A 25,817-nucleotide genomic window follows, 5' to 3' on the forward strand; every position below is an offset into this window, starting at 1 on the left:
AGCAAGACACATGAAAGCGACCATCTGGCACAATCCGAAATGCGGCACTTCGCGCAAGACGCTGGCGATTTTGGAAGAAGCGCCGGGCGTGGATGTGACGATTGTCGAGTATCTGAAAACACCGCCAAGCCGCGAAAAACTCGCCCAGCTTTACAAGGATGCAGGCATCACACCGCAGCAAGGTCTGCGCATTCGCGGGACCGATGCGAAAGAACGGGGCCTTCCTGACGCGGATGCCCACACTGTGCTGGATGCGATGGCCGCAGAACCGGCTCTGATAGAGCGTCCTCTGGTAGAGACGGACAAAGGCGCGGCGCTTTGCCGACCTCAGGACAAGGTCCGCGACCTGCTTTGATTACTCGAAGGTTTCGCGCTCCGTGGTCAGCGTTTGATCGCTGGCCAAGCCTCGCCAGCCCAGCGCAAAGACGGCGAGGCATAGTGCGATGATGAGGCCAAAGCCCAGCCAGTCGCTGATATTATAAAGCCAAACGCCGAGTGCTGGTGCGTAGATAAAGCTTGCTCCGGCAACGCTTGCAACAACGCCGGACGCCTGGCCCTGTTCAGCGCGGGTGACCGCGAGCGATGTGCCCGCCGTGGTGCCAGGGCGGAACAAGCCGAAACCCAGCGAGGCGATCGAATATCCGAGCGCGATCTGGTGCAGCTCTTGCGCTGCTCCCAATATGGCAGTGCCCGCAGCGGCGACCAGAATGCCTGACAAAGTCGCCGTTCTCGGCCCCATCTTGAAACGCGGGATCAAACCCCACTGCGCAAGTAGAGTGGCCAGCGCGCCGAACATAAGCACCAGACCAACCGGCCCCGCGCCCTCTGCAGGGCTATCGCGCAGCCCGAGCCGGTCCAGTACGAGAAAGCCGGAGATTCCAAGGATCATTGCCTGCGCGTGTCCGCCAACAAGTCCCGCAATCACCCACGGGCGCAATCGCGGTTCAAACCATCTCAAGCGGGCGGGCTCTGCTTCATCACTGATGTCACCTTCGTCATCTTCATGATTGCTATCCGATGGCGCACCGGAGCCACTGGCATAGGCGGTCGTCTGCCCGCGCGCTGCAAATTGTGGTTCATCATTGGGCAGCCGGAGCCGCAGGATCACCAAAGCAATCACGCCGAGCAGCGCAAAACAGATAAAAGGACCGGTCAGGCCAAGGCCCAAAAACGGGAAAACCATAAGCGGCGCAAGCGCTGGCCCGATCACCGTGCCGAGGCCAAAGCTCGATGCGATTAGCGAAAGCGCCTGTGTCCTCTCGGCGCGCGGCGTGCGTGAGGCGACATAGGCCTGGACGGCAGGCGGAGCGGCGCTACCGAAACCGCCATAGAGACTGCGCGCGGCGGCAAATGCGATCAAAGCCCAAAACGCGGTGAGCCAGCCGGACAGACCCGCCCATAGCACCGCGCCGCACAAGGCCATCGAGACTACGAAGCCGACAAGGCCTAGCGCCATCATCGCCTTGCGTCCGCGCCTGTCAGAACGCCGAGCCCAGATCGGAGCACAAGCGACCCAGAGCAGAGCTGACCAGCTGTAAGCAAGGCTGATCCAGACATCGCTCACTTCAAGGGCGGTGCCGATAGAGGGCATTACCGACTGCATCGCTGTGTTGCCTGCTGCCGTCACCAACATGACGGTGAACAACAACGCCATCCGTCCATTGGATATGGCCTTGTTTGGCGTTTCGCTTTGCGGGGGTTCTGCCATGTTCATCGCTGCAACGCGCTAAGCCAGCGTATTGGCACTTGCAAACGGATATGCTCTCTGCGAACTGCTCTTACGTAACGGAACCTTAAGTCGGATCGCACCCTCAGGAGATACAATGTCAGGCAATATTTCGGCAATCGGCAAACGTCTCGGCCTGCGTTCGCGCTGGCGCCAATATGCCGATCAATGGTCTGTTTTCTTTCGCGGCTTCATTGAACATCCCCGTATGGTCGGATCGATCATCCCCTCATCCCGCTTCACCATCCGCAAGATGCTGGAGCCGGTGGATTGGGGGAAATGCGAAGTGTTTGTGGAATACGGCCCGGGCGCGGGCACATTCTGCCATCCGGTGCTTGAAAAGCTGCGCGGCGATGGGGTTCTGATCGTGATCGACACCAATCCGCTCTATATCGACTACCTCACCCGCACGATCAGAGACAAACGCTTTCACGCTGTCCTGGGTTCAGCAGAAGATGTTGAGCAAATTCTGTCTGATGTCGGCTGCGCTCAAGCGGATTATGTGCTGTCAGGCCTGCCGTTTTCGACTTTGCCAACAGGCGTTGCGCCAGCCATCACGAAAGCGACACATAGTGTATTGAAGCCCGGCGGCGGTTTTCTGGCTTACCAGTTCACCTCTGCGGTGCGGGACGAATCCCGCCCCTTCTTCGACCGGATCGATGAGGGGTTTGAATGGCTCAATATCCTGCCCTGCAAGCTCTATTGGGCGTGGAAGGCGCGCTGACCGTTAGTCGAAAGTTGCGGCGGCCTCAGCATCGTTTGGCCCCGCCAGTTGATTGTAGATCGAGACGGCGAGAGCACATTGGCCGATGCCTACAACCACGGCCATCGCTCCGTTCGATAGACCAAGGATCAGCCCGGAGGCCAGACCGCCGCCTGCCATTGCTGCAATCAAGCCGAGAAGGCCGCTGACCAGCAACAGGATCACGATATAGGCGACCACGAGGATCGCCCAGAAACCCATCACCCGCCATTGTTGAGGGCCAGTCAAATCCCACGACCGTTTCATCGCCTTGAACGGGTTGAGCGTGGCTTCGATCAGAACCACTGGCATGGTAAGTGAAAGCCGCGTCGCGAGAAAAATCGCGACCGCTAAGATCATGATAGGGGCAAGTGCGCCAATCGCCGCCGCTCCCGTAACCGCTGTCAGGATCGAAACGGGTATTACGACAATGATAGAGGCGAGCATGTAAACGACCATGAAGATAACGAACGCGGCAATGATGCTGGGCATTGCTTTTACGCCTATGCCGAGAGCCTGGCCGACGGTTGGCCGCGAGCTGCCCATCAGGCCAACCATCGCGTTGTATCCGACAAACTGGATCAGCATGATGGGGAACAGCCAACCCAAAACCGGCGCAAACATTTCAACCATTTGCTCAGGTGTCATATCGGGATTGGCTGTCGGATCGGCCAGCGTCGCCATATCGGGTAGGATCAAATAGATTGCGACTGTCGGTAAAAGCAGAAAAATCCCCGCGATCACCGTCAGCAAAGAGAAGTTCTCTCTCGCCAGCACCATCGCGCGTGACCATGCGGCGTTCATATCGAATGTCATGCGGATCCCCTTTGCGCTCCCAATCAATATAGCGGGCGCTTATCCCTTGATATCGCCCTGCAATGCCCCCACCAAGACCCTATGGCAAGTTCCGCTCCCGATACGTCCACGGCCCGTTCCATTGAATGGCGGTGCGAGCAAGCTCAGGTGCCATATCGCACGGCGCTTGCGGATATGGAGACGCGCAATGCAGAGGTTTCGGCTGGCGTGGCGGACGAGCTGATCTGGATGTTGGAGCACCCGCCGGTCTACACCGCCGGGACCAGCGCCGATATCAGCGAACTTGTCGATCCGCGTTTCGAAGTGATCGAGGCCGGACGCGGCGGGCGCTATACCTACCACGGGCCGGGCCAGCGGGTTGGCTATCTGATGCTCGATCTCAACAAGCGCGGCAAAGATGTGCGCTGCTTTGTCCATTCAATTGAAGGCTGGGTGATCGACACGCTTTCAGATTTCGGTGTCGAGGCATGGCGAGCGGAAGGGCGCGTGGGCATCTGGACACAGGATATTGACGGGCGCGAGGCCAAGATTGGCGCAATCGGAGTGCGTGTCCGGCGCTGGGTCACGATGCATGGTTTCTCCGTCAATCTCGATCCTGATCTGTCGCATTTTGGCGGTATCGTGCCGTGCGGGATCGACGAATTCGGCGTTACCAGCATGGCCCGGCTGGGTAAGCCCGTTACACCACAGGAATGGGACGAGGCGCTGATGGCGCGGTCGCAGGAATTTCTTGACGCGCTGGCCAAAACAGGGCGAGGAACCTGCGCAACATGAACCGCAAATCTCTACTCATTCTCGCCACTGTCGCTCTACTCGCAGCTTGCGGAGATGATGAGCCTGTGCCTGACGCTGCAACGGAAGAGGGCGGTGAGGCGACGGGCGAAGTGCTGGGCGGCACGATCAGCGACGATATGATCCCGCTCGATCAGCTGACTTCAACATCACCGCCTGCAGAGCCCACGGCATCCAGCGACGGTGGCGGAGCATCGAGTGGAGGCAGCGCGTCGACATCCACGCCCGATCCCACGCCTGAACCAGAAAGCGAAGAGGCCGAGCCAGCGGCTGCTGACCCGGCCCCTCCTGTTGCGGGTCCTCTGGAAGAGTAATCAGGCGGCGTTAGCTGCGGCCTGCTCTTCCTCCATCGTCGGATAATCAATGTAGCCTTCCGGAATCGGGAAGTACCAACTTTTCGGCACATTGGTGTTCGGGTTGAAAGCCGCGCCCGCCGCGATCCTTTTTTCAAGATCGGGGTTGGAGATATACGGGCGGCCAAAGCTTACCGCGTCACAGCGATTGCTCGACACATCATCATCAGCTTGCTGAGCGCTGTAATCCGAATTCAGGATCAGCGAACCGGTGTAGTTTGCGCGGATGACTGCATCCTGCTTCGGCACATCGGTGCGGCCGAATGTGCCTTCCGGACCCGGCTGGCGAAGTTCGACGAATGCGAGGCCCAATTCTTCGCAAGCTCTGGCCGCTGCGCCAAAAGTCGCTTCGGGATTGCTGTCATCTGCGCCTTGTGAATCGCCGTTTGGCGATAGCCGGATGCCAACGCGGTCCGCGCCCCATACATCGATCAACGCTTCGAGCACTTCGCGCATGAAGCGCGTGCGGTTCTCAGGTGAACCGCCATATCCGTCTGTGCGCAGATTGGTGTTATCGCGCAGGAACTGGTCAATCAGATAGCCATTGGCGCCGTGCAGTTGCACCCCGTCAAATCCAGCCTTTTTGGCGTTCTCCGCAGCGCGGCGATAATCGCCGATTGTGCGCTCAATATCCTCAAGCGTCATCTCGCGCGCGGTCGCATATTCCTGTTTACCGACGGGTGTGTGTGCCTCACCCGGTGCTTTTGTGGCGCTGGCCGAGAATGGAGGCTCGCCGCCTAGGAAATGCGGGTGAACGATCCGGCCCATATGCCAGAGTTGCATCACGATCATGCCGCCTTTGTCGTGAACGGCTTTCACAATCGGCTTCCACGCCTCGGTCTGCTCATCGCTCCAGATACCCGGAGCTGACGGCCAGCCGAGCCCTTCAACACTGATGCCGGTTGCCTCGGTCAGGATCATACCCGCTCCGGCTCGTTGCTCGTAATAGGTTTGCATCATAGCGTTCGGTGTGAACATCGGATCAGCGGCGCGACCGCGCGTCAGCGGAGCCATGAAGATACGGTTCTTCGCCTCAAGCGCGCCCATCGTGAGCGGTTGGAACAGAACGTCATGCATGGGCGGGTATCCTTGTATCAGTTTCAATCGGCTATTCACTTGGCGTTGATCGGGTTAGTGCGCAAGCATGGAAAAAGACGGTGCCTCCCAAGAAAAGCTGTTCGATATGCGCTGCGCGCTGTTGTTGGCGGCGCTGCTGGGCGGGAATATCGCGCTTGCGCTGGGGCCGTGGCTTGTCCGTCTGACGGATACAGGGCCGGTGAGCGCAGCGTTTTGGCGGCTGTTTCTCGCGCTGCCATTTCTGGCCGTGTTCGCGCATATGGCGGGGCAAAAGCTGTCCGGTATGCCGCGCAAGACGCTGGTGCTGGTCGCGATTGGCTCGTTTGCTTTTGCCGGAGACTTAGCCAGTTGGCATATCGGGATCGGCATGACGCGGCTGGGCAATGCGACCCTGTTCGGGAATGCGGGGTCGATCATTCTGTTGTTCTGGGGCTTTATCATCGCTCGGGCACTGCCACGCGGGGCCGAGTGGCTGGCGATTGTCTGCGCGTTGGCGGGTGCGGGCATTTTGCTGGGCCGCAGTTTGGAGATTTCCGCCGAGACATTCGCTGGCGACCTGTTCTGCATCGCCGCAGGGCTGCTTTACGCGGTCTATCTGCTCACCTTGCAGGGCGAACGCGCGCGGTTCGGATCGTGGAGCCTGTTGGTGTGGGTGAGCATCTTTGCTTGCCCCGTTCTGCTGGTCATTGCGCTCATTTTAGGAGAGCCGGTCTGGCCGACCAATTGGACGCCGGTGATCGTGCTTTTCATCACAAGCCAGCTGATTGGACAGGGTTTGCTGGTCTACTCGCTAGGCCACTTCCCGCCGCTTGTGATCGGCCTAGCGCTGTTAACCCAGCCCGCAATTGCAGCGGTCATCGGCTACAGCGTGTTCGGCGAGGTGCTGAGCCCGCTGGATATTGGCGGGATGGTGCTTTTGGGAAGTGCTTTGGTTGTGGCGCGGGCCAATAGCGCACGTGGGTCTCAGCCTTCGAACGTCTCGTCGAAGGCTTGATAACGTTCTTCGACGCTCTCTAAATCTGGTCCAGTCAATACATCGCGCGCTTGCCGGATCAACAGTCTGCCTTGTTCGCGAAGCAATTTGCTGCGTCTTTCATCGTTCACGTTGATTGCAGCGTTGCTGATCGCATCGAACATGATCAGACAGGCATTTGGGCTTGCGGCTACCGCGCTGCGCATCGAGCCAAAGCCGCGTTTCAAGTAATGCTCGAAATTATCAAAGCGGGGGATGACCGGACAGTCATCGGCTTCCACTCCGCAGACATTTTTGCGCAAATCGCGTCGGGCGATCTCTGCAGTAGCCGCGCCCATCCAGTGCAGCGCGGTTATGGCTGTAAACGGGTCGTTGATGCCCGGAGAAAGCGCTCGCAACCCGATTTCAGCAAGCTCGTCGATCAGAAACTGCGGGTCTTGCTCAGGTGTGCGGACAGGGCCTAACGTAAAGTCCTCGCGCAGACTACCTTCCAAACTCTCTGGGTCGCACCCCCTGATATCCATCAAAGGCACGCCGCGATGCACGAAGTCGCCGGTCCTGACCCTCAAAGAGAAAGTGCCGCCGCATTCGCGTGCTTTCTTTGCTAAATCCTCAAAATCAATTAGCTGCACATACCCTGTATCCCATGCGGTTAAGACCTCTCCACCTTCCGGTTCACGCGCATCGGAATACTGATCTTCCACTGGATAAGTGGCACGAACAACTTCAATGAGTCGCTCGCCAATCCCTTCGAGCACTTTATTGATCCGAATTGAACTTGGCACGTGATTCAGAAAGAAAATCAGCACAGCTACGCATGCGGCCATCAGGATATATGCCACCAATAAAGACAATTGCGGCGCGAAACCGGGTAAGGCGGTAGAAGCTGCATCGGCTGCCGTATTTGCTGTTTCATCTTCGGCTCGAATGGAACGCAAGACAATCAAGGCATAGACAAAAGAGCCGATAAACGTAGCAAGGCTAATTTGGTTGCCTTTGTCTTCGAGGAAATTGGTTAGCAGACGCGGGCCATAAGTGCCGCTCGCATAAGAAACGGCGACAATCGTAATCGAGAACACCGTCGACGATACGCCAATCAGTGCGCCGGCCATGACCGTTAGAATATCCGATGCGCCACTCGGTCTGACGGCGACTAGCCAATCGTAGTTGTTGAGAAATTCGGCGAAACCGTTTCGGTCAAGATATACCATTGCGATTGCCAGCGCCGCGGCAAACATAGCGAAGGTCGCAGGATAAAACCAATAGTTCGCGTTAAGCCGCGCCCAAAAGAACCGTATTTCAGCCGTCATAAAGCCCCAACGCTCGAACGCACGAAAGGGTTGCGTGTCAATCCGCCTTAAACGGCACCTGACCCAAATCGCCCAGTCCAACAGTGCCGCCAGCCATGCCCAGCATCCGGTCGAGGCTTTCTTTGGCCTTCAGGCGAATGTCTTCCTCGATCACAATCTGCGGTTCCAGATCGCGCAGGGCGGTGTACATTTTCTCCATCGTGTTGAGCGCCATGTAGGGGCAGATATTGCAGTTGCAGTTTCCGTCCGCACCCGGCGCGCCGATGAATGTCTTTTCGGGTAGCGCCTTTTCCATCTGGTGCATGATGTGCGGCTCTGTCGCCACGATCAGGGTGTCACCTTCAAAGCTCTTCGCGAATGTCAGGATTGAGCTGGTCGAACCAACATGATCGGCATGATCGATGATCGCAGGCGGGCATTCCGGGTGCGCGGCGACCGGCGCGTCGGGGTGCTGTTCTTTCAGCTTCAGCAGTTCGGTTTCGCTGAATGCCTCGTGCACGATGCACACTCCCGGCCATAGCAGCATTTCGCGGTCAAACTTACGGCTCAGCCAGCCGCCAAGGTGACGGTCTGGGCCGAAGATGATTTTCTGGTCAGCGGGTATCTGCTCAAGAATCGTCTCTGCGCTGGAGCTGGTCACGATGATATCGCTGAGCGCCTTCACCTCGGTCGAGCAATTGATGTATGTCAGCGCGATGTGATCGGGATGCGCTTCGCGGAACGCTTTGAACTTCTCCGGCGGGCAGCTGTCTTCGAGGCTGCAACCCGCGTCCATGTCTGGCAGAATTACGGTTTTATCGGGCGAAAGGATTTTGGCGGTGTCTGCCATAAACTTCACGCCGCAAAACAGAATGACGTCCGCATCGGTCTCCGCCGCTTTGCGCGACAATTCCAGGCTGTCACCCACAAAGTCGGCAATATCCTGAATATCGGGCGTCTGGTAATAATGCGCGAGGATCACGGCGTTGCGCTCTTTACGCAGGCGGTGGATCTCGGCGACCAAATCCCCCGGCGTTTCTGGGCCCGATGGGATTTTTGTCTCGATACTCATGGCTTTGATCTCGCTGTTAAGTGTGCGCGTTACATAGGTCTTTTTCGCAGATTTGCGAGCTAGGCTGTGCTAGACGACGTCAGGGGAGAGACACAAGATGTATCAGCTCAATTTGACCGAAGCCTATTGCCCGGCTCAGGCGGACACCGAATACCGCGAACGCACGATTGAAGAGGTGCTGCGGGGACAGGCGGCAGAGCGGGGCGGTGCGACGGCTTTGCGAGAGCTGCTGGCGGACGGAACAATCGGGCGCGAATGGACATTCGCCTCGTTGCTTGCAGATAGCGAAAAGTGCGGACGGGCGCTTGCATCGCGCCATCCGGCGGGAACGCGTATCGCGATTATGGGCGGCAATTGCCCCGAATGGGTGCTGATCCAATTGGGCGCGGCGATGGCGGGGCTCACCATTGTCACCGTAAACCCGGCTTTTACCCCGCGAGAAGTGCGCTATGTGCTCGAACAATCGGGATCAGGCGCGGTCTATTATCAGCCCAATGTTCGCGGCACGGCTTTACGCCCTGTGGTGGATGAGGCAGCCGCTGGTCTCGCGGCGCACGATCACATTATCGATATCGAGGATCACGGCGAGCTGTTCGCGGGCGCGGGTGATGGCGAGCTGCGCCCGACCAAGCCGCATGATATCGTGATGATCCAATACACATCGGGCACCACTGGTTTCCCCAAGGGTGTGCTGCTGCATCAACATGGCCTTGTCCAAAGCAATGCCGATGTCTTTGCGCGCTGGAATATCACCACCGGCAAAACGGTGACATGTCCGTTCCCGCTGTTCCATACGGCTGGCAGCGCGGTATGCGTGCTGGGCTGCATCGCGCAGGGGGCGATATTGCTACTGGTATCGGTGTTTGATCCGGTTGCCGTAGCCAAAGCTATCGAGCGGGAAAAGCCCGAAGTTGTGGCGGGCGTATCGACCATGATCTTTGCGATTATAGAGGCTGCGAAGGCGACTGGCACGGACGTATCCGGCGTAGAAACTGTGATCAGCGGCGGCGCCATGGTGCAGCCGGAACTGAACCGCGCTGCGCAGGACGTTTTCGGAGTGCCCATCCTGATCGTTTACGGCCAGACGGAAACCTCGCCCGCGATCACGGCGGCATGGCCTACTGACACGGGATCAGACCTGACGCACACAATCGGACAGCCATGTTCGCATATGGAAGTCGCGATCATGTCTCCGAATGACAACTCGATCTGCGCGCCTGACGAACAGGGCGAGATTTGCATGCGCGGCTTCAACATGATGACGGGTTATAATGACAACCCTCAGGCGACTGCAGAGACAATTGATGCCGATGGCTGGCTGCGCACCGGTGATCTCGGCACGATGGATACGCGCGGTTACGTGAAAATCACAGGCCGCGTGAAAGAGATGATTATTCGCGGCGGCGAAAACCTGTTCCCCGCTGAGATCGAAGCGGCGCTACTCGAACATCCCGCGATTGCCGAGCTTGCCGTTGCAGGCGTGCCGGACGAGAAATGGGGCGAGATCGTCGCCTGCTTTATGCGGCTGGCCGAAGGCGCCGCGCGGCCCGAGGAGGACGAGCTGAAGAGCTTTATCCGGCAGCGGCTATCCCCACAAAAAACGCCTGCGCATTGGGTATGGGTGAAAGAATTCCCGCTTACAGGGTCTGGCAAAATCCAGAAATTCGCATTGGCCGAGGCATTCGCAAAAAACGAACATTGAACACCTCTCTCATGATGAGGCACAATCACCTGAAGGACTTTGTATGACCGCCCTGAAGTTTGTATTTTTCGGAGCCGCAATTATGATTGTGATCGGCGTAGTCGGCTTTTTCGTGCTTGGGCTGTCATCCCAGAACGGATCGGCTCCCGGTTTGCAGGATGGACGTTTAGCGGCGTGTCCCAGCTCACCCAATTGTGTGAGCAGTGAGGGAGGCACGAGTAAGGACAAAAACGTCGAGCCGCTGCCCGCCGACAGTTGGAGCAAATTGCCTTCGGTGATGGCGGCCATGGGCGGAACTGTCACGACGGAGAGCGATGATTACATCGCGGCGGAGTTCAAATCGTCAGTCTTCGGATTTGTCGATGATATCGAATTTCGCAAGGATGGCGATGCCGTGCATGTTCGGTCCGCTTCGCGGGTCGGGCATTCAGATGCCGGTGTGAACGCCGCGCGCGTCAAGGAATTGCGCGGCATGATTTCGACCTAAAGCTCGTCCTCAAATCGCACATTCAGACGGGCGTTCTCGTATCCTGCTACCTGCAACGGTACGGTGAGGTTCTGCCTAACCGCGCTTTTTGCAGCTTTGCGGGCGAGCGAAAGGATTTCGGGGTTTTTGGCAAAAGTCTGCGCACGGCGCTCTGCCTGCTCTGAATTGTTAGCCGCAAGCTCGCGCGCATCATCGCGGGTTACCCATACGCCGTCGGTAAAGATGCGCGCTTTGGCCTCATCGAGATTGGGACGCGAGGTTTGGAGCCGAGGAAGTATCACATTGAGCTCTTGCGACTCCGCATCCCACTCAAATGAGTCTGCGGATATGTCCGACAGATTGAGCCGGTATTCGACACTGGCAGGAATGATTGCGGCCTGACGGTTCTCTAGCAAGTCGATGCCTGCAAAACCGCGCGTGTTGGTGCTTTCTGCGACCACTTCGAACCGGCTTGAGAAAACGACCAACGAGTTTTGTTTTTCGAATGCAAGCATCGCGCTTGCTACCGGGTCGCCTTCTTCCTGATAGATATATGCGCGCCAACCAAGGGCCAAGGCGGCGACCAAAAGTGCAACTGCAATCAGCGCAAGCACAGTTTCACCGCGTGATGAAAGAATGCCGCGATCCGAATTTGCCACTTTCACGGGTGTCAGCTCGTCCGCCATACATCCTCATCCAGCGTCGCCATTCCGCGCTTCTCCAAGTCCAGCAAATGTGCGGTTACGCTCATTTCGGCGGCTCCGATCAAGCGCTCGTCTAGCCCTTTGTACATTGCAGGGATGAAGGCTGAGACTGCGCGCGGTTTTTCGCGCATCAGGCGCAATATCTGGTTTTCACGCTGACGTCGGTGGCCAATCATACCGCGTACCAATTGCTTCGGCTTCGTAATCGCGGCGCCGTGGGCCGCGTGGTAGACAATGTCTTCGCGTGCCTGCAATTTTTCGAGGCTCGCCATGTAATCACCCATGTTCCCGTCCGGCGGGATCACGACGCTGGTTGACCACCCCATCACATGATCGCCGGTGAACAACGCGCCGCTCTCTTCGAGCGCGAAACACAGATGGTTGGAGGTGTGGCCGGGTGTCGCCACTGCGGTGAGCGTCCAGCCGGTGCCGCGCATTTGCTCGCCATCTTCCAGCACGCGGTCCGGCGCGTATGTTGTGTCGAATGCCTCATCGGCGCGGGGTAGATCGGTCTTCAGCACCAGCGGCGCGCAACCAACGATCGGCGCGCCAGTCTTTGCTGCCAAAGGCGCGGCAGCTGGCGAATGGTCGCGGTGGGTGTGAGTGCACATAATCGCGGCGATTTTCGCTTCGCCAACAGCGGCCATAGTTGCATCGATATGCGCAGGATCGTTCGGGCCGGGATCGATCACCGCAACGTCTTCATTCGCGCCGACCACATAGGTCTGCGTTCCGGTGTAGGTATAGGGTGACGGATTGGGCGCGAGAACGCGGCGGACCAACGGTTCCAGCAATTCGGCCTCACCAGTGGGCCACGGTTTGGGTGGGATACCTGCCATGCACTTTCCTATGCAGGGGTGAGCGCAGACTGTCGAGGATTTGCGCAATCGGCGGCTTGCGGTGAACGCGCAAGCGGCTAGGAATGCGAGCCAAGAAGAGAGGGATTATGGCCGACTATATTCTGGTGCTGGACGAAGGCACAACATCCACCCGCGCGATGCTGTTCGCGAGCGACGGCGTGCTTGTGGCGAGCGCTCAGAAAGAGCTGACGCAGCATTATCCGAAAGGCGGCTGGGTTGAACACGACGCGGTCGAAATTTGGCAGAAAACGCTCGCCTGTGCGCAGGAGGTGATCCCCAAAGCAGGCGGTGCAGCGATGATCGCTGGCATCGGCATCACCAACCAGCGCGAGACGGTGGTCGCATGGGATAAAGAAACGGGCGAGCCGCTGACGCGGGCAATTGTGTGGCAAGATCGCCGCACTGAACCTTTCTGTATCGAACTTCGCCAAGCGGGGCACGAGGTAGACGTTCAAAAACGCACCGGCCTGCTGCTCGACCCCTATTTCTCCGGCACCAAAATGCGCTGGATGCTCGACAATGTGCCAGAAGTGCGCGCCGCCGCAAACAAAGGCACGTTGGCATTCGGCACGGTGGAAAGCTGGCTAACATTCAAGCTGACCGGTGGCGATCACATTACCGATGCGAGCAATGCGAGCCGTACGTTGCTGCTCGAACTTGCAGGAGCACAGTTTGATGAAGGACTGTGCGAATTGCTGGGCGTGCCGCATTCGGCGCTGCCCAAAGTGGTCGATATGTCCGGTCCTCTGGCAGAGACAGAGGTCTCACTTTTCGGGCGCGCAATTCCGATCACGGGCCTGGTGGGGGATCAGCAGGCGGCGACTATCGGTCAGGCATGCCTTGCCCCGGGCCAAACGAAAGCCACCTATGGAACCGGCGCGTTTGTGCTGACCAATCAGGGCACTGCAGTGCCGCATTCGGAAAACCGTTTGCTCGGCACTGTGCTGACCCAGATCGGAGGCGAGCGAACTTACGCAATCGAGGGATCGGTATTTGTCGCGGGTAGTCTCGTCCAGTGGCTTCGCGATTCCCTCGGTATAGTAGAAGTCGCGAGCCAGACTGAAGAACTCGCGCAATCCATCTCCGATACGGGCGGGGTAACGATTGTGCCCGCGCTCGCGGGTCTTGGTGCTCCGCATTGGCGGGCGGAAGCGCGGGGTGTGATTACTGGGCTAAGCTTCGCCAGTGGAAAGGCTGAATTAGCGCGCGCCGCATTGGAAGCGATGGCGCATCAGACGCATGATCTGGCTACTGCCTTTGCGGCCGATGGTACGCCTTGGGAAACGCTGCGGATCGATGGCGGCATGGCGGCCAACACATGGATGGCCCAAGATCTGGCGAATGTGCTGGGTGTTCCGGTCGAGCGGCCAGATTTTGTTGAGACAACTGCGCTTGGCGCGGCCATGCTGGCTGCGGCGGGTGCGGGGCTGTATCCTGACCTTGCGAGCGCAGCAGAAGCCATGTGCGGCAAGTTGACACGGTTCGAACCCGATATGGCGGATGACATTCGCCAAGCCCGGTTGGATCGCTGGCGAAAAGCTCTCTCAGCGGCCTAGCGGCGCTGTCGAACTAAATCTGGCGCGGGCCCAGTTGCCGAATTTTGGCTGGCCGATCAATTTGCGCAAACTCGCGGCCAATACGGTCTTGAAACGCGCGAACAGGTGAACCCAAATCAAACTGTTGACGCCATGCCTGATCAAGCCGCGCAATACGCTGATGCAGCGCCTCAGTTTCGGCGATCAGCGCGCGAGTTTCGGGCTCAAGCAGGTCAATCTGCGCCTGATCCGATGGGCGATCGGGCGGCAAAGCGCCATGATTGCGCACTTGGTTTTCGGTCATCTCGCCCGAGAAATAGGCACGCTGGTTAAGCAGCCATGCGAGCAGATGCATCATGCGGGTGGTCGTCTTCAACCCTTCGGTCGAAAGCGCCAATCGCACCATCGTGTTATCGCTCAAGCTTGGCTCTTTCGTGCCAAGAGCAAATACCGCACGCACATCATCCGCTAGCACGAGTGCTTCGGTATAGAGTGCCTCGATAATGGGGCGGGATAGGTTGGTTGCGGCGTCCATGAATTCCGGGTCGCTACGCCTCGATTGTCTTGGCCGCCATGGCAGTAAGGTTATTATCCAGACAGGATTTTACATTGTCTCTGTGCGGGACAGAATTGGCGATCCGTTTACGAGACGGACTGCTCCACAGCGGAGACAAACGTGCTCCGCATGGGATCGATTCAGGCGATGATGTCAGGCAGCAATGTGTCTTCCACAATCGCGATCTGATCTCTCAAATGAAGTTTGCGCTTTTTCAAACGGGCGATTTGTAGCTGGTCGGATGATCCCGCCTCGGTGAGCGCGATGATTGCTGCATCAAGGTCGCGATGCTCCGTGCGCATCATTTCCAGCTTCTTCTTGAGCTCTTGCTCGTTCATCTGGCCTTACGCCCCTTTTTGAGATTCGCCGCAATCCATAGGCCATTTGCCTAAGCGATTCACCGCGCATTTATGCGGTTCTATCGTTTCACTCAAATGAAGGGGTTTGCAAGTTAACGTCTGTATGGTTTCTTAGAAATCAGCGGCCCGGCCGCTTAGTGCCGAGTCGTTCCCCTGGGGGCTCACCCCCATACATCAGGAGAACATTCTATGGCTTCGTCCCACGTCAACGCCCTCCAGTCGAAACATGCCGGTCTTGACGCAAAGCTTCGTCAGGAATTGGCCCGGCCCGTGCCTGATGCTGCGACGATCCAAGCTCTCAAGAAACACAAGCTGCGATTAAAGGAAGAGATCGCCAGCGCCTGAACCGTCGGGTTTGCGCGCGCGCGCGTATCCATCTGATTTTTGCGGCTGGGTAATTGCCGTTCAAAGGTAGCTTTGCGCCTGCCTTTGATGACGGCAGTCCGGTCGTGCGAAGCGACCAAGCGGGCCGCACCGCTTGGCTTTGCTTTTGTACGCCGGACTGCCTAAGTCAGGATCACAATGTCCGCAGCAGCTTCCGCCCGTCAAATTCTTACACGCCTCCATGAGGTGATGGCCTCGCGCATGCATGCGCAGGGCAAGCTCGACCGCGTGGTCGAGATTGTTGGCGAAAGCCTGACGAGTGAGGTTTGCTCGATTTACCTTCTGCGTGAGTCCATGCTCGAACTGTTTGCGACCCGCGGCTTGAATAAAAGCGCGGTCCACGTCACCCGTATGGCCATTGGAGAGGGTCTGACCGGTGTGATTGCCGACAATGTCGAGACGCTGAACCTGGCAGAGGCAAAAGCGCACCCTGACTTCCAATACCGCCCGGAAACTGGCGAGGAAAAATTCCACTCTTTTGCCGGTGTTCCGATTGTTTATCGCGAGCGCGCCGTTGGCGTCCTGTGCGTGCAGCATGTTGAACCGCGCCGCTACGAAGATGTCGAGATCGAAGCGCTGCAGACGACTGCGATGGTGCTTTCCGAACTGATCGCGAACGCGGAACTGGTTGATGAGGAAGAGGCGCTGGGCTTGTCTATTCTGGACACCGGTCCGCAAACCGTTGGCGGGCTAACTTTGGTCAAAGGCCTTGCTGTGGGCCAGGCGGTCTATCACCAACCGCGGGTCCAAATCACGCAAGTGGTTGCTGACGATATCGAAGCGGAACGCCAGCGGGTTTACCGCGCATTTGACAAGATGCGCGAGCAAATCGACACACTCACAGGTCAGGCCGAATTTGGTGTGGGAGGCGAGCAGGAAGAAGTGCTCAAAACCTACAAGATGTTCGCCTATGACGAAGGATGGTCGCGCCGCATTAACGAGGCAATTGATAGCGGGCTGACTGCCGAAGCCGCGATTGAGCGCGTCCAACAGCACACGCGGATGCGCATGCGCGAGATCGATGATCCTCTGCTTGCCGACCGGATGCACGATCTGGAAGATCTGGCGAACCGCCTTTTGCGGATTGTATCGGGACAGCTTGGCACAGCGGCATCGCAAGGGCTGCGCCGTGACACCGTCTTGATCGCCCGCAATCTGGGCCCGGCTGAACTTCTCGAATATGATCGGCGTCGGCTTAAGGGTGTAATCCTCGAAGAGGGCTCGCTCACCGCGCACGTCGTCATCGTCGCGCGTTCGATGGGTGTACCGGTACTTGGGCGGGCAGGCGGCGTACGGGGAATTATTCGCGACGGTGATGAAGTGCTGCTTGATGCGAGCGCGGCGACAGCGACTGTCAGGCCCACGACTTCTGTCGCAGAGGCTTTTGAAGCTCGCTTCGCCAAAACCCGCGAAAAGCAAGCGGCCTATGCTGAGCTGCGCGAAGTTGAGCCGTTCACGCGCTGCGGCACCCGCATTCAGGTCATGATGAATGCGGGTCTGCGCGATGACATCAGTGCTCTGGCTATGACAGGTGCAGATGGCGTCGGTCTGTTCCGCACCGAATTTCAGTTCCTTGTCTCGGCAACGCTGCCGCAGCGGGAGCGCCAGACGCGCCTCTACCGCGATGTTCTGGATGCTGCAGGCGACAAGCCGGTTATCTTTCGCACCGTCGATATCGGCGGCGACAAATCGGTCCCTTATCTCTCGTCTGACATCGCCGATAAGGACGAAAATCCAGCAATGGGCTGGCGGGCTTTGCGTCTTGCATTGACCCGCGAGGGTTTGATGAAGGCACAGGCGCGCGCGCTGTTAGAAGCGAGCGCTGGCCGATCACTCTACGTGATGTTCCCCATGGTATCAGAGCCGTGGGAATTTGATGCGGCCAAGAAAGTGTTCGACGAACAGCTCGCATTTCTGCGCAAGAAGAAGAAACAACTGCCGGAAGCGATCAAGTTCGGTGCGATGTTAGAGGTCCCAGCTCTTGCAGAGGTGCTTGATCTGCTCCTGCCCAAACTTAGCTTTCTGTCGATTGGCACCAATGATCTCACCCAGTTCCTGTTCGCCGCCGACCGCGCAAACCCGCTACTGGCGCAGCGATATGATTGGTTAAGCCCATCCATTCTCCGCTTTTTGCGCCGCGTCATTCATAATTCGGTGGGAAGCAATGTTGATGTCGGAGTTTGCGGCGAAATGGGTGGGCGCAGACTGGAGGCGCTTGCTCTTCTGGGTATCGGTTATCGAAGACTGTCAATAACGCCAGCGGCTGTTGGTCCGATCAAGGAGTTGGTGCGCAAAGTCGATCTTGCCGAGCTTACCAAAGCCATGACCGATTGGCTGTCCGATCCATCGATCGATATTCGCCGCGAATTGACGGCGTGGGCGGAAGAGCGCGGGATCGAAGTCGACTAACGGAACGTCCGGTAAGTCAGTCCGCGCTCAATTTGCGTTTGTTCGTCCAGCGAATCCTTGACTCGATGTCTCGCAAAGGTTCTCTGTCAGTCACAAAATATTCTAAAAACCACGTAAAGTGGGGCGGGTCATGACAAGCGAGCAAGAAAGTAACAGCGAAGAGCTGATCGAAGCACCTGTTGCGGAAGCGCAAACGGCAGGTCAGCGTTTGCGTGAAGCGCGCGAGGAAAAGCGCCTCGATCTTTCGCATGTCGCAGCAGAAACCCGCATCCCGGTCCGCCATCTCGAAACTATTGAAACTGGCAGTTACGATAAGCTGCCATCGCGCACCTACGCGATTGGGTTCGCCCGCACATATGCGCGGGTCGTCGGTCTGAATGAGGCCGAGATTGCCGATTTAGTGCGGGATGAACTGGCTGGGGGATATAGGCGCCAGTCGGCGCTCGCCGGAGGCATGGAGCCTGGCGATCCGGCCAAGCTGCCGTCTGCTGGCCTTGCCTGGTTTGGCGCGATCGCCGCGCTGATCCTCGCCGTGGGAATCTACGCATTCTACAACACCTATTTCGGGGCAGGCGATGGTTTGGCCTCGCTAATCGCTGAAAGCGCGGAAGAAGGCGCTTCCGAAGACGAAATCGCTGCGAGTGAAGCAGGCGGCGATACCGGCACTGGCGGCGGCGTCATCGATAGTTCGGGGCAGGTGGTTTTTACCGCTCTGGAAGACGGTGTCTGGGTGCGCTTCTACGATTCTGCCTATGACGAAACGAGAGAACCGCTGTTCGAAGGCACCATGGCCAGCGGCGACACTTTCGAGTTATCACAAAGCGCAAATGGCCCAAGGATCAACACCGGTCGGCCTGACGCGCTCGCCATCACAGTCGGCGGGCAAAAAGTGCCAAAACTGGCAGACGAGCCTATAACTTTGGGTGACACACAGATTTCGGCTGCAGCACTTTTGGCGCGGGCTGAAGCTTCTGATCCGGCAGAACCTGCCGCTAACTAAGCCCTTTCCCACCGATTTAGTGGTAGTCGCGCTCGACTTGGCGGCTCTCACGCGGCAGAGATTCGGGTCTCATTCATGCATCGGCTGCCATAAGTTGCGGCAATTAACTTTGATGCGAATGCGCGCGGCGGCCTTTAGCCGCAAGCGCGCTCAAGAACGGAGCCAGAGACCTATGAAATTCGCTCTTCGATCACCGTTTCCCTCTACCGCCATCCGCTTGGCAGGTGTGCTTGCCGTCGCGGCGACTGTGGCCACCAGCCCGGTGCCCGCCTTGGCGCAGGATTCAAATTCCGAAGCGCGACTGCGCAAGATCGAGGCCGAGATACGCGCGCTTCAGCGCAATGTGTTTCCGAGTAGCGATGGGCGCTACTTTGAGCCGCAAATCTCAAACGATGGCACGGCGCAACCTGCAACGACCGGGACATCATCCACCACTGCGGTAACGGATATTCTCGCGCGGTTGGATGCGATGGAACTGCAGATGCAGCGGCTGACTTCTGTAACAGAGGAAAACGCCAACGCGGTTTCGCAGATTCAAAGCCGGCTTGCGCTCTTGGAGGCATCGCCGGGTGCTGGAGCAGGGCTCGCAGGGACTATTGAGCCCGATCAGCCATCCGTCACCGACAGCAATCTTTCCGCGATGGCTGGCGAAGGCACGTCCGAAACCACCCAGCAATCGGCGACCACCCCGGCTGCTACTGGCCCCAGCGCCGAGCGTTTGGCCGCCGTGCAGGAAATCACCAAGCCTCAAACCGACGATGCTGCGGACGATGAATACTCCTATGGCTTCCGCCTTTGGAATGCGGGCTTCTTCCCCGAGGCGCGTCAGCAATTGTCGAGCTTTGTGGAGAGCTATCCGTCGCATTGGCGCGCTACCTTTGGCCGCAATTTGCTCGGCCGTGCGTTCCTTGATGACGGTATGCCTGAAGAAGCAGCGCGCTGGTTCTTGCGCAATTATCAGTCGGACCGGACAGCGGCCCGTGCTTCGGACAGCCTGTTGTTCCTTGCAGAATCAATGATCGCGATGGAAGATACGCGCCGCGCCTGTATCGCTTTGGCTGAGTTCGGTGAAACCTATCCTGCGATTGCGAGTGGCCGTTTGATGAACCGCTACGAAGCGAACCGGCGCAAGGTCACCTGTGAGGGCTGACTTTCCGGTTGATAGGGGGCGCTGATTGATACGGATATCCACCCTGATCTGATTGCGCGTTTTCGCGCTGAATTGGATCGTTTCGGCTTTGCCGAGACGCGATTGGCTGTTGCTGTTTCTGGCGGGCCGGACAGCCTTGCCCTGCTGCTGCTCGCGCATGAAGCATGCGGTGCAGACAATATTGAAGCGGCAACGGTCGATCACGGTCTCCGCCCGGAAAGCATCGCCGAGGCGGCGTTTGTTTCCGATATCTGCGCGCGGCTTGGCGTGAAGCACACGACGCTTCCAATCGAAGTCGCAGAGGGCAATGTGCAGGCCAATGCCCGCACCGCGCGCTATCTGGCGCTGGGCCAATGGCATGACGAGGTGCGTGCTGGCGTTCTGATGACTGCGCACCATGCCGATGATCAGGCAGAAACGCTGCTGATGCGGTTGAACCGTGGCAGCGGTGTTCCCGGTCTTGCGGGCATCCGTTCGACAGCTGAGATTCCAGGCTGGGGCGGGACATTGTTTCGTCCATTGCTGCGTTGGAGCAAGCGTGAGCTTGAGGCGCTTGTTTCTGCATCGCGGATTGATCCGGTGCGTGATCCGTCCAATGTGGATGAGAAATTTGATCGCGCGCGAGTGCGGCGTTTTCTGGCGGAGCAAGACTGGATTGAACCAAGCGCGCTAGCGGCCAGTGCAGAGCATTTGGAGGACGCGTGGCGTGCGATTGAATGGTTCGCAGCAGAAGACTGGGAAACCCATGTCGTGCCCGATTCTGACCATCAATGGCGCGGCTTTCTCTATTACGCCAACGTGCCGCGCGCCATCGCGATTGAGACGATTTGCAACATCATTAAAGAGCTGGGCCATGAGACGAACCGGGGCGATGCCGCACGCGCCTTTGATCGGCTATGGAAAGGCGAGAATGCATCGCTCGCCGGGACATTGGTTGTCCCGGGAACAGAAAAAATCGCAGACACTGGCGCGACATTGCGCGTCTGGCGATTCAGCATAGAACCGCCCCGCAAATCAGGTTGAAGCCAGCGCCGGTCAGCCGGAGATTTTGTCGCCGATGCCGATCAATGATCCTCGGGTGATCACAACCCGGTCACCGCGTTTGGCAATCTCGAAAAGCTTCTCTGCGAACGGGTCTGGAACGCCAATGCATCCGTGGCTGGCATAGCCGTTCAGAACCGGCGAACCGTGGATAGCAATCCCGTCCCAAGTAAGACGCAGCGTCCATGGCATGGGCGCATTGTTGTATTTTTCGGAAATGTTGTCCTTTTCCTTTGTCAGGATTGGGAACGTGCCGACCGGGGTCGGGTGCTTTTGAGTGCCGAGCAGCGCAACAGCGGTGCCGATTTCATGACCGTCACGGAATACGCTGATTACGCGGGCGTCGAGGTCGACTGTCATGACCAGTTTTCCGGTTTTTGGAGCGCGGCTCTCATCCCAGTACCATTCGCCGTACCGGATTGTGCCTTCGATCGGCAGGATGCTTTTGACAACGAAAGGATCGCTGGCATCGAATGCAGGCGCTTCTTGAACAATCGGTTCGGCAATCATGCGGGCTGCGGGCCCGCGCGGCGGCGCGATAGTCGGAGCCGTGAAGGTCGGCGTGGCGACATCGACCGCTGGCACCGCTGCGATTGGTGCAGCAACCGGTGCAGGCGGCAATTCTCGCAGTTGTGAGACCGAAAGCTCAGGAGCTTCGGTGGCCTCTATGTCGGCGCCATATGGTGCCGGAAGGCTGGGATCGATGACAAGCGATTGACCGCCAGTGGTCGGATCAATCCGGCGGATTTCATTCTCAACTTCTTGTGCCACTTGTTCCGCGGCATCGGCAGCATCATCGGGCGTCGCTTGAGTGCCAGCAATGGCGGCATGACCAGCAAACGCAGTCATGGCGAGGGCGGCGGTGAGTCGAGCGTGTAAAGCAATCTGTTTCATGCGAAGCATTATGCCGGATTTTCGAATTAACTGCCAGTGACTAACCCGCCACCGTCTCGCGAAGGGACGGGGAACAGGGGCAAATGTTAACGCGTAAATTCTTGTAGTCGTGCGGCTATCTTTCGCGAATGACCTTAACCGTGCGCTCCAAACTGATTCGCTATGCTGATCGAAAGTCGCAGCATCAGCGAATAGGCGCGTTCCATCGGATCGATGAAATCGCGTCCGATCTGGGCATAGCCTTCGCTGGACGAGTCCGGATAATCGGCTTGAGCATCCATTGCGAAATCCCCGGTTTCGGGGAAGTGCGTCGGAAAGGCGCGGCGCATCTGCGCCAAAGCATCTTCGATGCGCAAGCTGAACACCATTTCCAGCACGTCTTCGCGGCTGATGTCGTTAGCGCGGCTGAAGACCGGAACCGAAACCGCTTTCAAGAAGATGTGCTGCATCAAGGCAAGCCTGACTGATTGTGCTGCACCGATCATCCGGCGCGTGTTTTCGCGATTAGTGTCGCGGTTCTCTGCCGGGAGCAAATCGAACAGGCGGTAGAGTTTTAGAGCATCCACCCGAAGCCGGGAGGCGAGCCGGCGATAGACGCCGGTGCGGTCATCCTTCGTCAGGAATTCGGCGAGTGTCTCACAAGCACCCGAAAGATGTTGCTCTGTTCCGCGATAGGGCCGGCTGGCCCAATATGCCGAGTTGAAGAGCTCACCATAGGCGGCCACGGTCTTGATACTGGCGAGACTGTTCGAAGCGCGGGCCAGGCTGATCAATTGCTGTCCGCGAGGGCTCGCCTCGATCAGGCTGGCAAGCTCTTCGAAATTACCATCAGCCGCGCTGCCGATGCCGGAGATCACGTTAACCGGGTAGCCGAGCTGTTGGAGGATCGAATTGTGCGGGATCGCGCGGATTTGTCGCAAATTCATATCGCGGTCGGCTGAGATATCGGACTGGCGGCGCGATACGCGGCTACCGGTGGAATTCAGCAGGCCAAGCCCAAATGCGGTGACCGCCCTTGAATAGGTGGAACTGCGCAAATGTTGGCGCTGATGTGCGCGAACGGCGCGGTAGAAATCGAGGCTGATATCGGTGCGGCTATAGAACGGATCATTGGCGGCTTCGGAATCGTCAACAGGTGCGCAAATGATCCGCGACAGCGTTGCCAGTGCCAATTCAGGGCGGGAGAAGAACATATAGCCGTCGCCGCCCTGAAAGCTGACTTCAGGCTCAAGCTTGATGCCTGAACTGGCAAACCGGTGGCGCGCCCAGCCGCTCATCGGCCATGTCAGGCGCTCTTCAAATCCGCTAGGATGGGCGCCGCGACCCATGCTCTCGCCGTGGGTGTTGAAAATAAGCGCCGCGACATCGGTCAGACCGCTCTTGGCCATCGCCTGAGCAAAGCGGCCTTGAAGCCGCTCGATTGCAAGGCTTGCCGGTATCTGTCCGACAAATCGACCGGCATCAGAGAACCCTGTCTGGATACAGGCGCGGCCGCGCAGCTGGACGTAATCTCGATATTGCTTTTCGGCACAGAGGGAATCAAGGAACCGTCCGCCGTGTTCCAGCGCGCTTTCGGTCTCGAAGAGCGGGGAGACGTCAACTTTGTCTTCAATCCCAAAGGCGCGGGCGAAATACAGCGCGGCAAGCACTGTCGATGGCTGTTCACATTCCGCAATGAGCATGCGGATTGGTGTATCGGCGTCAATATGCTCAAGGATTTGCGCCATCGCCAGAAACTGCCGGATCGCAGTCGAGCTTTCGATTGCAAGGCTGGCAAAATTGGTCCGCATCGGTTTGCGGCCCGATAGCATTCGTCGCAGGGTCGCGACCGCGCCTTTGCTCGCAAGATCGAGCTCGGGCGTCTCGTGCATATGGCTGCGGATGGCGTTGTGAAGCTGTTTGGCATTCACACGGAAATGGACATGACCCATACCAAGGCCATCGGCGCGCATGCACGAGGCAAGCGTTTTGAGCGCAATGGCAAGATCAGCATTGCCCGCACCGCGCGCTTCGCTTTCAAGCTGGTCGATAATGGCGACGAGCGACGTCAGTTTATCCGGGTGATCGTAAGTCAGGCGGTTGGCGGCCTGCGACAATGCCTCCGGCTCACTCAGGTCTTCACCGAAATCCTCAGCGCTTCGCGCGGCGTGATCTGCACCAAGACGAAGTGTGTCGATCAGTTCATGATCCGACTGAATTGCTTCAAGGTCATTGGCGAAACGGCGCAGGCGCTCTGCTTTCTCCGACAGGCGGAACCGGATTGATGTGTACCATTTGATGTCGGTCCGGCCGTCCATGTCATAGCCGACCCAGCTGGCGAAACGGAATGGCAGCGGGGCCAGGTCTAGCCATTTTTCAGGCCATGTCTTGGCCGCGTGCGACAGCGTTTCCCTGACGATTTGTGCCCGTGCATCCTGAGCGTTGGCGAGCGCTTTGTTGACTTCGCCATGCTCGTATTCAAGCGTGATTGCAGGGCGATCTGCGTCCGCTGCACAAACGTCGCGCGTGATCGGAGTGTTCGCGCTGGCCGCTTCTGCAACGGCCGCAGATTGGCCAGGTGTCATCAAGAAGGTCGGGTGAGCCGTGAACACTGCGTGGAGCCGCGGCGATTCCCATTGCGCACGGAAAGCGTCGAAATCCTTGGTCGCGCCAAGCGCCGCGCCAAGTGCGCTATGGTTCGCCTCTGGCGTGACTGGTGCAACGAGGCGCTGCAACCGGTTTGCGCGCGCTTCAAGTCCGGCGCATTCGAGTTCTTCGACAAGCGACTCAAGCGTGTCGAGATCGGTCGATCCGTCTTCGAGTGCCCGTGACAGATCAAGTCCCAATTGAAACACCGGATTGAACAAGGGGGTCTCGCGGGTGCGGGCGTGCAATTCCTGAAGACGCGCGCTGAGATCGGCGGTGGATTTGAGCGGCAATGTCATGCGCGGGATTCTCCGAGGTGTTCTTGTGCAAATGCAGCCGCCGCGCCGAGCAGGCCGGGCTGCGGATGTGTGATGAGTTTAACAGGCAAGCTTGCCATCAAACCAGCAAAGCGACCTTTAGCTGTAAAGCGCGAGGCAAAGCCCGATGCAATGATCGTTTCACGGATGCGGTAGCCAAGGCCGCCCGCGATTACGACAGCCTTCGCGCCTTGAATCAAGGCTATGTCACCGGCAACCGATCCAAGCGCGAGGCAGAAACGATCGACAGCTGCGGCAGCGAGGCTGTCTGTTCCATCTGTGCCAGCGGTCCAGATTTCGATATCGGTCGCGTCTTTGACGGCGCGTCCCTCCATCGCCGCAAGAGCATGATAGATTTCCACGATGGCGGGTCCGGATACTACGCGTTCGTCGGAAACACGCGTATGGCTTTTCCGCAGTCGCGCCAAAATTGCATCTTCTATGGCATCAACCGGAGCGAAATCACCATGCCCGCCCTCGGTGGCCTGCACACGGTAGGTTCCGTCCGGACGGCGATAGAAATAGGCAACGCCAAGTCCGGTGCCCGGGCCAAGAACGCTGACCGTGCCGGTTTCGGGCAGATCGTTTTCCGGTCCGGCAAGGTGAATGAACTCGCCAGTCGGCGCGCGCGCTGCGGCATGGGCAACTGCGCCAAAATCATTGATGACCGTATGTTTGCTGCACCCAAGCTTACTCTCGATCAGTGGGGGCCGGATGATCCAGGGGTTGTTTGTGAAACGGATCAGATCGGGTTTGATCGGTCCGGCAACCGCCATTGCCAATGCATCCGGCAGCGATCCGCCCATCCGGTCACGATAATCTTCCCAAGCGGTCTGAAAACTGGCGTGATCCTCTGTGTGGAGAGTGGTGGGCTCGCCCAAGGCAATGCTACCATCTTTGCCGATCGCGGCGATGGCGAAGCGCGCATGTGTACCGCCAATATCGACTGAAACAATGTCTGTGCTGCCTGTCATG

The 25,817-nt window shown here is 58.2% G+C and carries 25 protein-coding genes; 13 read left to right on the forward strand and 12 right to left on the reverse strand.

The annotated features are described in order from the left end of the window. The first annotated feature begins 10 nt into the window (after nt 1–10). On the forward strand, nt 11–355 hold the full coding sequence (gene arsC, locus KCG46_RS05995) for an arsenate reductase (glutaredoxin) (RefSeq protein ID WP_218404360.1): 345 nt from the start codon (nt 11–13) through the stop codon (nt 353–355). On the opposite strand, the gene KCG46_RS06000 is transcribed toward arsC, so the two are convergent. Continuing rightward, nucleotides 356–1,714 carry an MFS transporter gene (locus tag KCG46_RS06000; RefSeq protein WP_439648820.1) on the reverse strand — a complete coding sequence of 453 codons (1,359 nt, stop codon included), beginning with the start codon at nt 1,712–1,714 and terminating at the stop codon, nt 356–358. A gap of 109 nt (nt 1,715–1,823) precedes the next feature. Here KCG46_RS06000 and KCG46_RS06005 point away from each other — a divergent pair, with 109 nt between their 5' ends. Next, nucleotides 1,824–2,450: a class I SAM-dependent methyltransferase gene (locus KCG46_RS06005; RefSeq protein WP_255551796.1), complete on the forward strand. Its 627-nt coding sequence runs from the start codon at nt 1,824–1,826 to the stop codon at nt 2,448–2,450. A 3-nt stretch (nt 2,451–2,453) separates the two neighbouring features. Here KCG46_RS06005 and KCG46_RS06010 read toward each other — a convergent pair whose 3' ends face one another. Beyond that, entirely contained in the window at nt 2,454–3,284 is an 831-nt protein-coding gene (locus KCG46_RS06010; RefSeq protein WP_218404361.1) for a glycerophosphoryl diester phosphodiesterase membrane domain-containing protein, read from the reverse strand. 81 nt (nt 3,285–3,365) lie between these two features. On the opposite strand from KCG46_RS06010, the gene lipB reads away from it, so the two are divergent. Together lipB and KCG46_RS06020 are read left to right on the forward strand one after the other, a co-directional pair. Then, complete coding sequence (gene lipB / locus KCG46_RS06015) at nt 3,366–4,058, forward strand: lipoyl(octanoyl) transferase LipB (RefSeq protein ID WP_218404362.1); 693 nt, start codon at nt 3,366–3,368, stop codon at nt 4,056–4,058. Continuing rightward, entirely contained in the window at nt 4,055–4,390 is a 336-nt protein-coding gene (locus tag KCG46_RS06020) for a hypothetical protein (protein WP_218404363.1), read from the forward strand. The genes lipB and KCG46_RS06020 overlap by 4 nt, the downstream gene beginning before the upstream one ends. On the opposite strand, the gene KCG46_RS06025 is transcribed toward KCG46_RS06020, so the two are convergent. Further along, the gene (locus tag KCG46_RS06025; RefSeq protein ID WP_218404364.1) at nt 4,391–5,506 is read right to left on the reverse strand and encodes an alkene reductase; all 1,116 of its coding nucleotides are present in this window, start codon (nt 5,504–5,506) and stop codon (nt 4,391–4,393) included. A 67-nt stretch (nt 5,507–5,573) separates the two neighbouring features. Here KCG46_RS06025 and KCG46_RS06030 point away from each other — a divergent pair, with 67 nt between their 5' ends. Then, nucleotides 5,574–6,500 (forward strand): DMT family transporter, encoded by a 927-nt coding sequence (locus KCG46_RS06030; RefSeq protein WP_218404365.1) that lies wholly within the window; start codon nt 5,574–5,576, stop codon nt 6,498–6,500. On the opposite strand, the gene KCG46_RS06035 is transcribed toward KCG46_RS06030, so the two are convergent. Beyond that, nucleotides 6,470–7,789, reverse strand: a complete 1,320-nt coding sequence (locus tag KCG46_RS06035) for a DUF2254 domain-containing protein (RefSeq protein ID WP_218404366.1) — start codon at nt 7,787–7,789, stop codon at nt 6,470–6,472. The two genes, KCG46_RS06030 and KCG46_RS06035, sit on opposite strands and share 31 nt — an antisense overlap. A 37-nt stretch (nt 7,790–7,826) precedes the next feature. After that, complete coding sequence (gene nadA / locus KCG46_RS06040; protein ID WP_218404367.1) at nt 7,827–8,840, reverse strand: quinolinate synthase NadA; 1,014 nt, start codon at nt 8,838–8,840, stop codon at nt 7,827–7,829. 97 nt (nt 8,841–8,937) lie between these two features. Here nadA and KCG46_RS06045 point away from each other — a divergent pair, with 97 nt between their 5' ends. Next, a complete protein-coding gene (locus tag KCG46_RS06045) occupies nt 8,938–10,542 on the forward strand; it encodes a class I adenylate-forming enzyme family protein (protein ID WP_218404368.1) in 1,605 nt (534 codons plus the stop codon). A gap of 43 nt (nt 10,543–10,585) precedes the next feature. Next, nucleotides 10,586–11,029, forward strand: coding sequence for a DUF1499 domain-containing protein (locus KCG46_RS06050; protein ID WP_218404369.1), 444 nt, complete (start codon nt 10,586–10,588; stop codon nt 11,027–11,029). Here KCG46_RS06050 and KCG46_RS06055 read toward each other — a convergent pair. After that, nucleotides 11,026–11,694 (reverse strand): DUF4230 domain-containing protein, encoded by a 669-nt coding sequence (locus KCG46_RS06055; RefSeq protein ID WP_218404370.1) that lies wholly within the window; start codon nt 11,692–11,694, stop codon nt 11,026–11,028. The genes KCG46_RS06050 and KCG46_RS06055 overlap by 4 nt on opposite strands. Beyond that, complete coding sequence (locus tag KCG46_RS06060; protein ID WP_218404371.1) at nt 11,679–12,551, reverse strand: MBL fold metallo-hydrolase; 873 nt, start codon at nt 12,549–12,551, stop codon at nt 11,679–11,681. The genes KCG46_RS06055 and KCG46_RS06060 overlap by 16 nt, the downstream gene beginning before the upstream one ends. Nucleotides 12,552–12,658: 107 nt before the next feature. On the opposite strand from KCG46_RS06060, the gene glpK reads away from it, so the two are divergent. Beyond that, entirely contained in the window at nt 12,659–14,128 is a 1,470-nt protein-coding gene (gene glpK / locus KCG46_RS06065; protein ID WP_218404372.1) for a glycerol kinase GlpK, read from the forward strand. 13 nt (nt 14,129–14,141) lie between these two features. On the opposite strand, the gene KCG46_RS06070 is transcribed toward glpK, so the two are convergent. Further along, entirely contained in the window at nt 14,142–14,642 is a 501-nt protein-coding gene (locus tag KCG46_RS06070; RefSeq protein WP_218404373.1) for a DUF1465 family protein, read from the reverse strand. Between the two features lie 161 nt (nt 14,643–14,803). Next, nucleotides 14,804–15,001 carry a YdcH family protein gene (locus tag KCG46_RS06075; RefSeq protein ID WP_218404374.1) on the reverse strand — a complete coding sequence of 66 codons (198 nt, stop codon included), beginning with the start codon at nt 14,999–15,001 and terminating at the stop codon, nt 14,804–14,806. 210 nt (nt 15,002–15,211) lie between these two features. Between KCG46_RS06075 and KCG46_RS06080 the strand changes: the two genes are divergently transcribed. The 5 genes from KCG46_RS06080 (at nt 15,212) to tilS (ending at nt 20,988) form a co-directional block, all read left to right on the forward strand. After that, nucleotides 15,212–15,367: a YdcH family protein gene (locus KCG46_RS06080; protein WP_218404376.1), complete on the forward strand. Its 156-nt coding sequence runs from the start codon at nt 15,212–15,214 to the stop codon at nt 15,365–15,367. Between the two features lie 177 nt (nt 15,368–15,544). Then, nucleotides 15,545–17,815: a phosphoenolpyruvate--protein phosphotransferase gene (ptsP, locus tag KCG46_RS06085; protein WP_218404377.1), complete on the forward strand. Its 2,271-nt coding sequence runs from the start codon at nt 15,545–15,547 to the stop codon at nt 17,813–17,815. Nucleotides 17,816–17,945: 130 nt separating this feature from the next. Then, entirely contained in the window at nt 17,946–18,815 is an 870-nt protein-coding gene (locus KCG46_RS06090; protein ID WP_218404378.1) for a helix-turn-helix domain-containing protein, read from the forward strand. 172 nt (nt 18,816–18,987) lie between these two features. Next, nucleotides 18,988–19,965: a tetratricopeptide repeat protein gene (locus KCG46_RS06095; protein ID WP_255551797.1), complete on the forward strand. Its 978-nt coding sequence runs from the start codon at nt 18,988–18,990 to the stop codon at nt 19,963–19,965. Nucleotides 19,966–20,037: 72 nt separating this feature from the next. Beyond that, entirely contained in the window at nt 20,038–20,988 is a 951-nt protein-coding gene (tilS, locus tag KCG46_RS06100) for a tRNA lysidine(34) synthetase TilS (RefSeq protein ID WP_255551798.1), read from the forward strand. Nucleotides 20,989–21,000: 12 nt separating this feature from the next. On the opposite strand, the gene KCG46_RS06105 is transcribed toward tilS, so the two are convergent. The 3 genes from KCG46_RS06105 to KCG46_RS06115 form a co-directional block, all read right to left on the reverse strand. Next, nucleotides 21,001–21,855 carry a L,D-transpeptidase family protein gene (locus tag KCG46_RS06105; RefSeq protein ID WP_218404379.1) on the reverse strand — a complete coding sequence of 285 codons (855 nt, stop codon included), beginning with the start codon at nt 21,853–21,855 and terminating at the stop codon, nt 21,001–21,003. Nucleotides 21,856–22,034: 179 nt separating this feature from the next. After that, a complete protein-coding gene (locus KCG46_RS06110) occupies nt 22,035–24,824 on the reverse strand; it encodes a phosphoenolpyruvate carboxylase (RefSeq protein WP_218404380.1) in 2,790 nt (929 codons plus the stop codon). Next, complete coding sequence (locus KCG46_RS06115; RefSeq protein ID WP_218404381.1) at nt 24,821–25,816, reverse strand: glucokinase; 996 nt, start codon at nt 25,814–25,816, stop codon at nt 24,821–24,823. Before KCG46_RS06115 ends, KCG46_RS06110 begins: the two co-directional genes overlap by 4 nt. Nucleotide 25,817 lies beyond the last annotated feature (1 nt).

The sequence above is a fragment of the Erythrobacter crassostreae genome (genome assembly GCF_019204045.1).
GTDB classification, from domain to species: domain Bacteria; phylum Pseudomonadota; class Alphaproteobacteria; order Sphingomonadales; family Sphingomonadaceae; genus Erythrobacter; species Erythrobacter crassostreae.

Bases quoted from the DNA above. Each gene is read 5' to 3' on its own strand.
- arsC (WP_218404360.1), top strand. From the start codon at position 11: ATGAAAGCGACCATCTGGCACAATCCGAAATGCGGCACTTCGCGCAAG.
- KCG46_RS06000 (WP_439648820.1), bottom strand. From the start codon at position 1,714: ATGAACATGGCAGAACCCCCGCAAAGCGAAACGCCAAACAAGGCCATA.
- KCG46_RS06005 (WP_255551796.1), top strand. From the start codon at position 1,824: ATGTCAGGCAATATTTCGGCAATCGGCAAACGTCTCGGCCTGCGTTCG.
- KCG46_RS06010 (WP_218404361.1), bottom strand. From the start codon at position 3,284: ATGACATTCGATATGAACGCCGCATGGTCACGCGCGATGGTGCTGGCG.
- lipB (WP_218404362.1), top strand. From the start codon at position 3,366: ATGGCAAGTTCCGCTCCCGATACGTCCACGGCCCGTTCCATTGAATGG.
- KCG46_RS06020 (WP_218404363.1), top strand. From the start codon at position 4,055: ATGAACCGCAAATCTCTACTCATTCTCGCCACTGTCGCTCTACTCGCA.
- KCG46_RS06025 (WP_218404364.1), bottom strand. From the start codon at position 5,506: ATGCATGACGTTCTGTTCCAACCGCTCACGATGGGCGCGCTTGAGGCG.
- KCG46_RS06030 (WP_218404365.1), top strand. From the start codon at position 5,574: ATGGAAAAAGACGGTGCCTCCCAAGAAAAGCTGTTCGATATGCGCTGC.
- KCG46_RS06035 (WP_218404366.1), bottom strand. From the start codon at position 7,789: ATGACGGCTGAAATACGGTTCTTTTGGGCGCGGCTTAACGCGAACTAT.
- nadA (WP_218404367.1), bottom strand. From the start codon at position 8,840: ATGAGTATCGAGACAAAAATCCCATCGGGCCCAGAAACGCCGGGGGAT.
- KCG46_RS06045 (WP_218404368.1), top strand. From the start codon at position 8,938: ATGTATCAGCTCAATTTGACCGAAGCCTATTGCCCGGCTCAGGCGGAC.
- KCG46_RS06050 (WP_218404369.1), top strand. From the start codon at position 10,586: ATGACCGCCCTGAAGTTTGTATTTTTCGGAGCCGCAATTATGATTGTG.
- KCG46_RS06055 (WP_218404370.1), bottom strand. From the start codon at position 11,694: ATGGCGGACGAGCTGACACCCGTGAAAGTGGCAAATTCGGATCGCGGC.
- KCG46_RS06060 (WP_218404371.1), bottom strand. From the start codon at position 12,551: ATGGCAGGTATCCCACCCAAACCGTGGCCCACTGGTGAGGCCGAATTG.
- glpK (WP_218404372.1), top strand. From the start codon at position 12,659: ATGGCCGACTATATTCTGGTGCTGGACGAAGGCACAACATCCACCCGC.
- KCG46_RS06070 (WP_218404373.1), bottom strand. From the start codon at position 14,642: ATGGACGCCGCAACCAACCTATCCCGCCCCATTATCGAGGCACTCTAT.
- KCG46_RS06075 (WP_218404374.1), bottom strand. From the start codon at position 15,001: ATGAACGAGCAAGAGCTCAAGAAGAAGCTGGAAATGATGCGCACGGAG.
- KCG46_RS06080 (WP_218404376.1), top strand. From the start codon at position 15,212: ATGGCTTCGTCCCACGTCAACGCCCTCCAGTCGAAACATGCCGGTCTT.
- ptsP (WP_218404377.1), top strand. From the start codon at position 15,545: ATGTCCGCAGCAGCTTCCGCCCGTCAAATTCTTACACGCCTCCATGAG.
- KCG46_RS06090 (WP_218404378.1), top strand. From the start codon at position 17,946: ATGACAAGCGAGCAAGAAAGTAACAGCGAAGAGCTGATCGAAGCACCT.
- KCG46_RS06095 (WP_255551797.1), top strand. From the start codon at position 18,988: ATGAAATTCGCTCTTCGATCACCGTTTCCCTCTACCGCCATCCGCTTG.
- KCG46_RS06105 (WP_218404379.1), bottom strand. From the start codon at position 21,855: ATGACTGCGTTTGCTGGTCATGCCGCCATTGCTGGCACTCAAGCGACG.
- KCG46_RS06110 (WP_218404380.1), bottom strand. From the start codon at position 24,824: ATGACATTGCCGCTCAAATCCACCGCCGATCTCAGCGCGCGTCTTCAG.
- KCG46_RS06115 (WP_218404381.1), bottom strand. From the start codon at position 25,816: ATGACAGGCAGCACAGACATTGTTTCAGTCGATATTGGCGGTACACAT.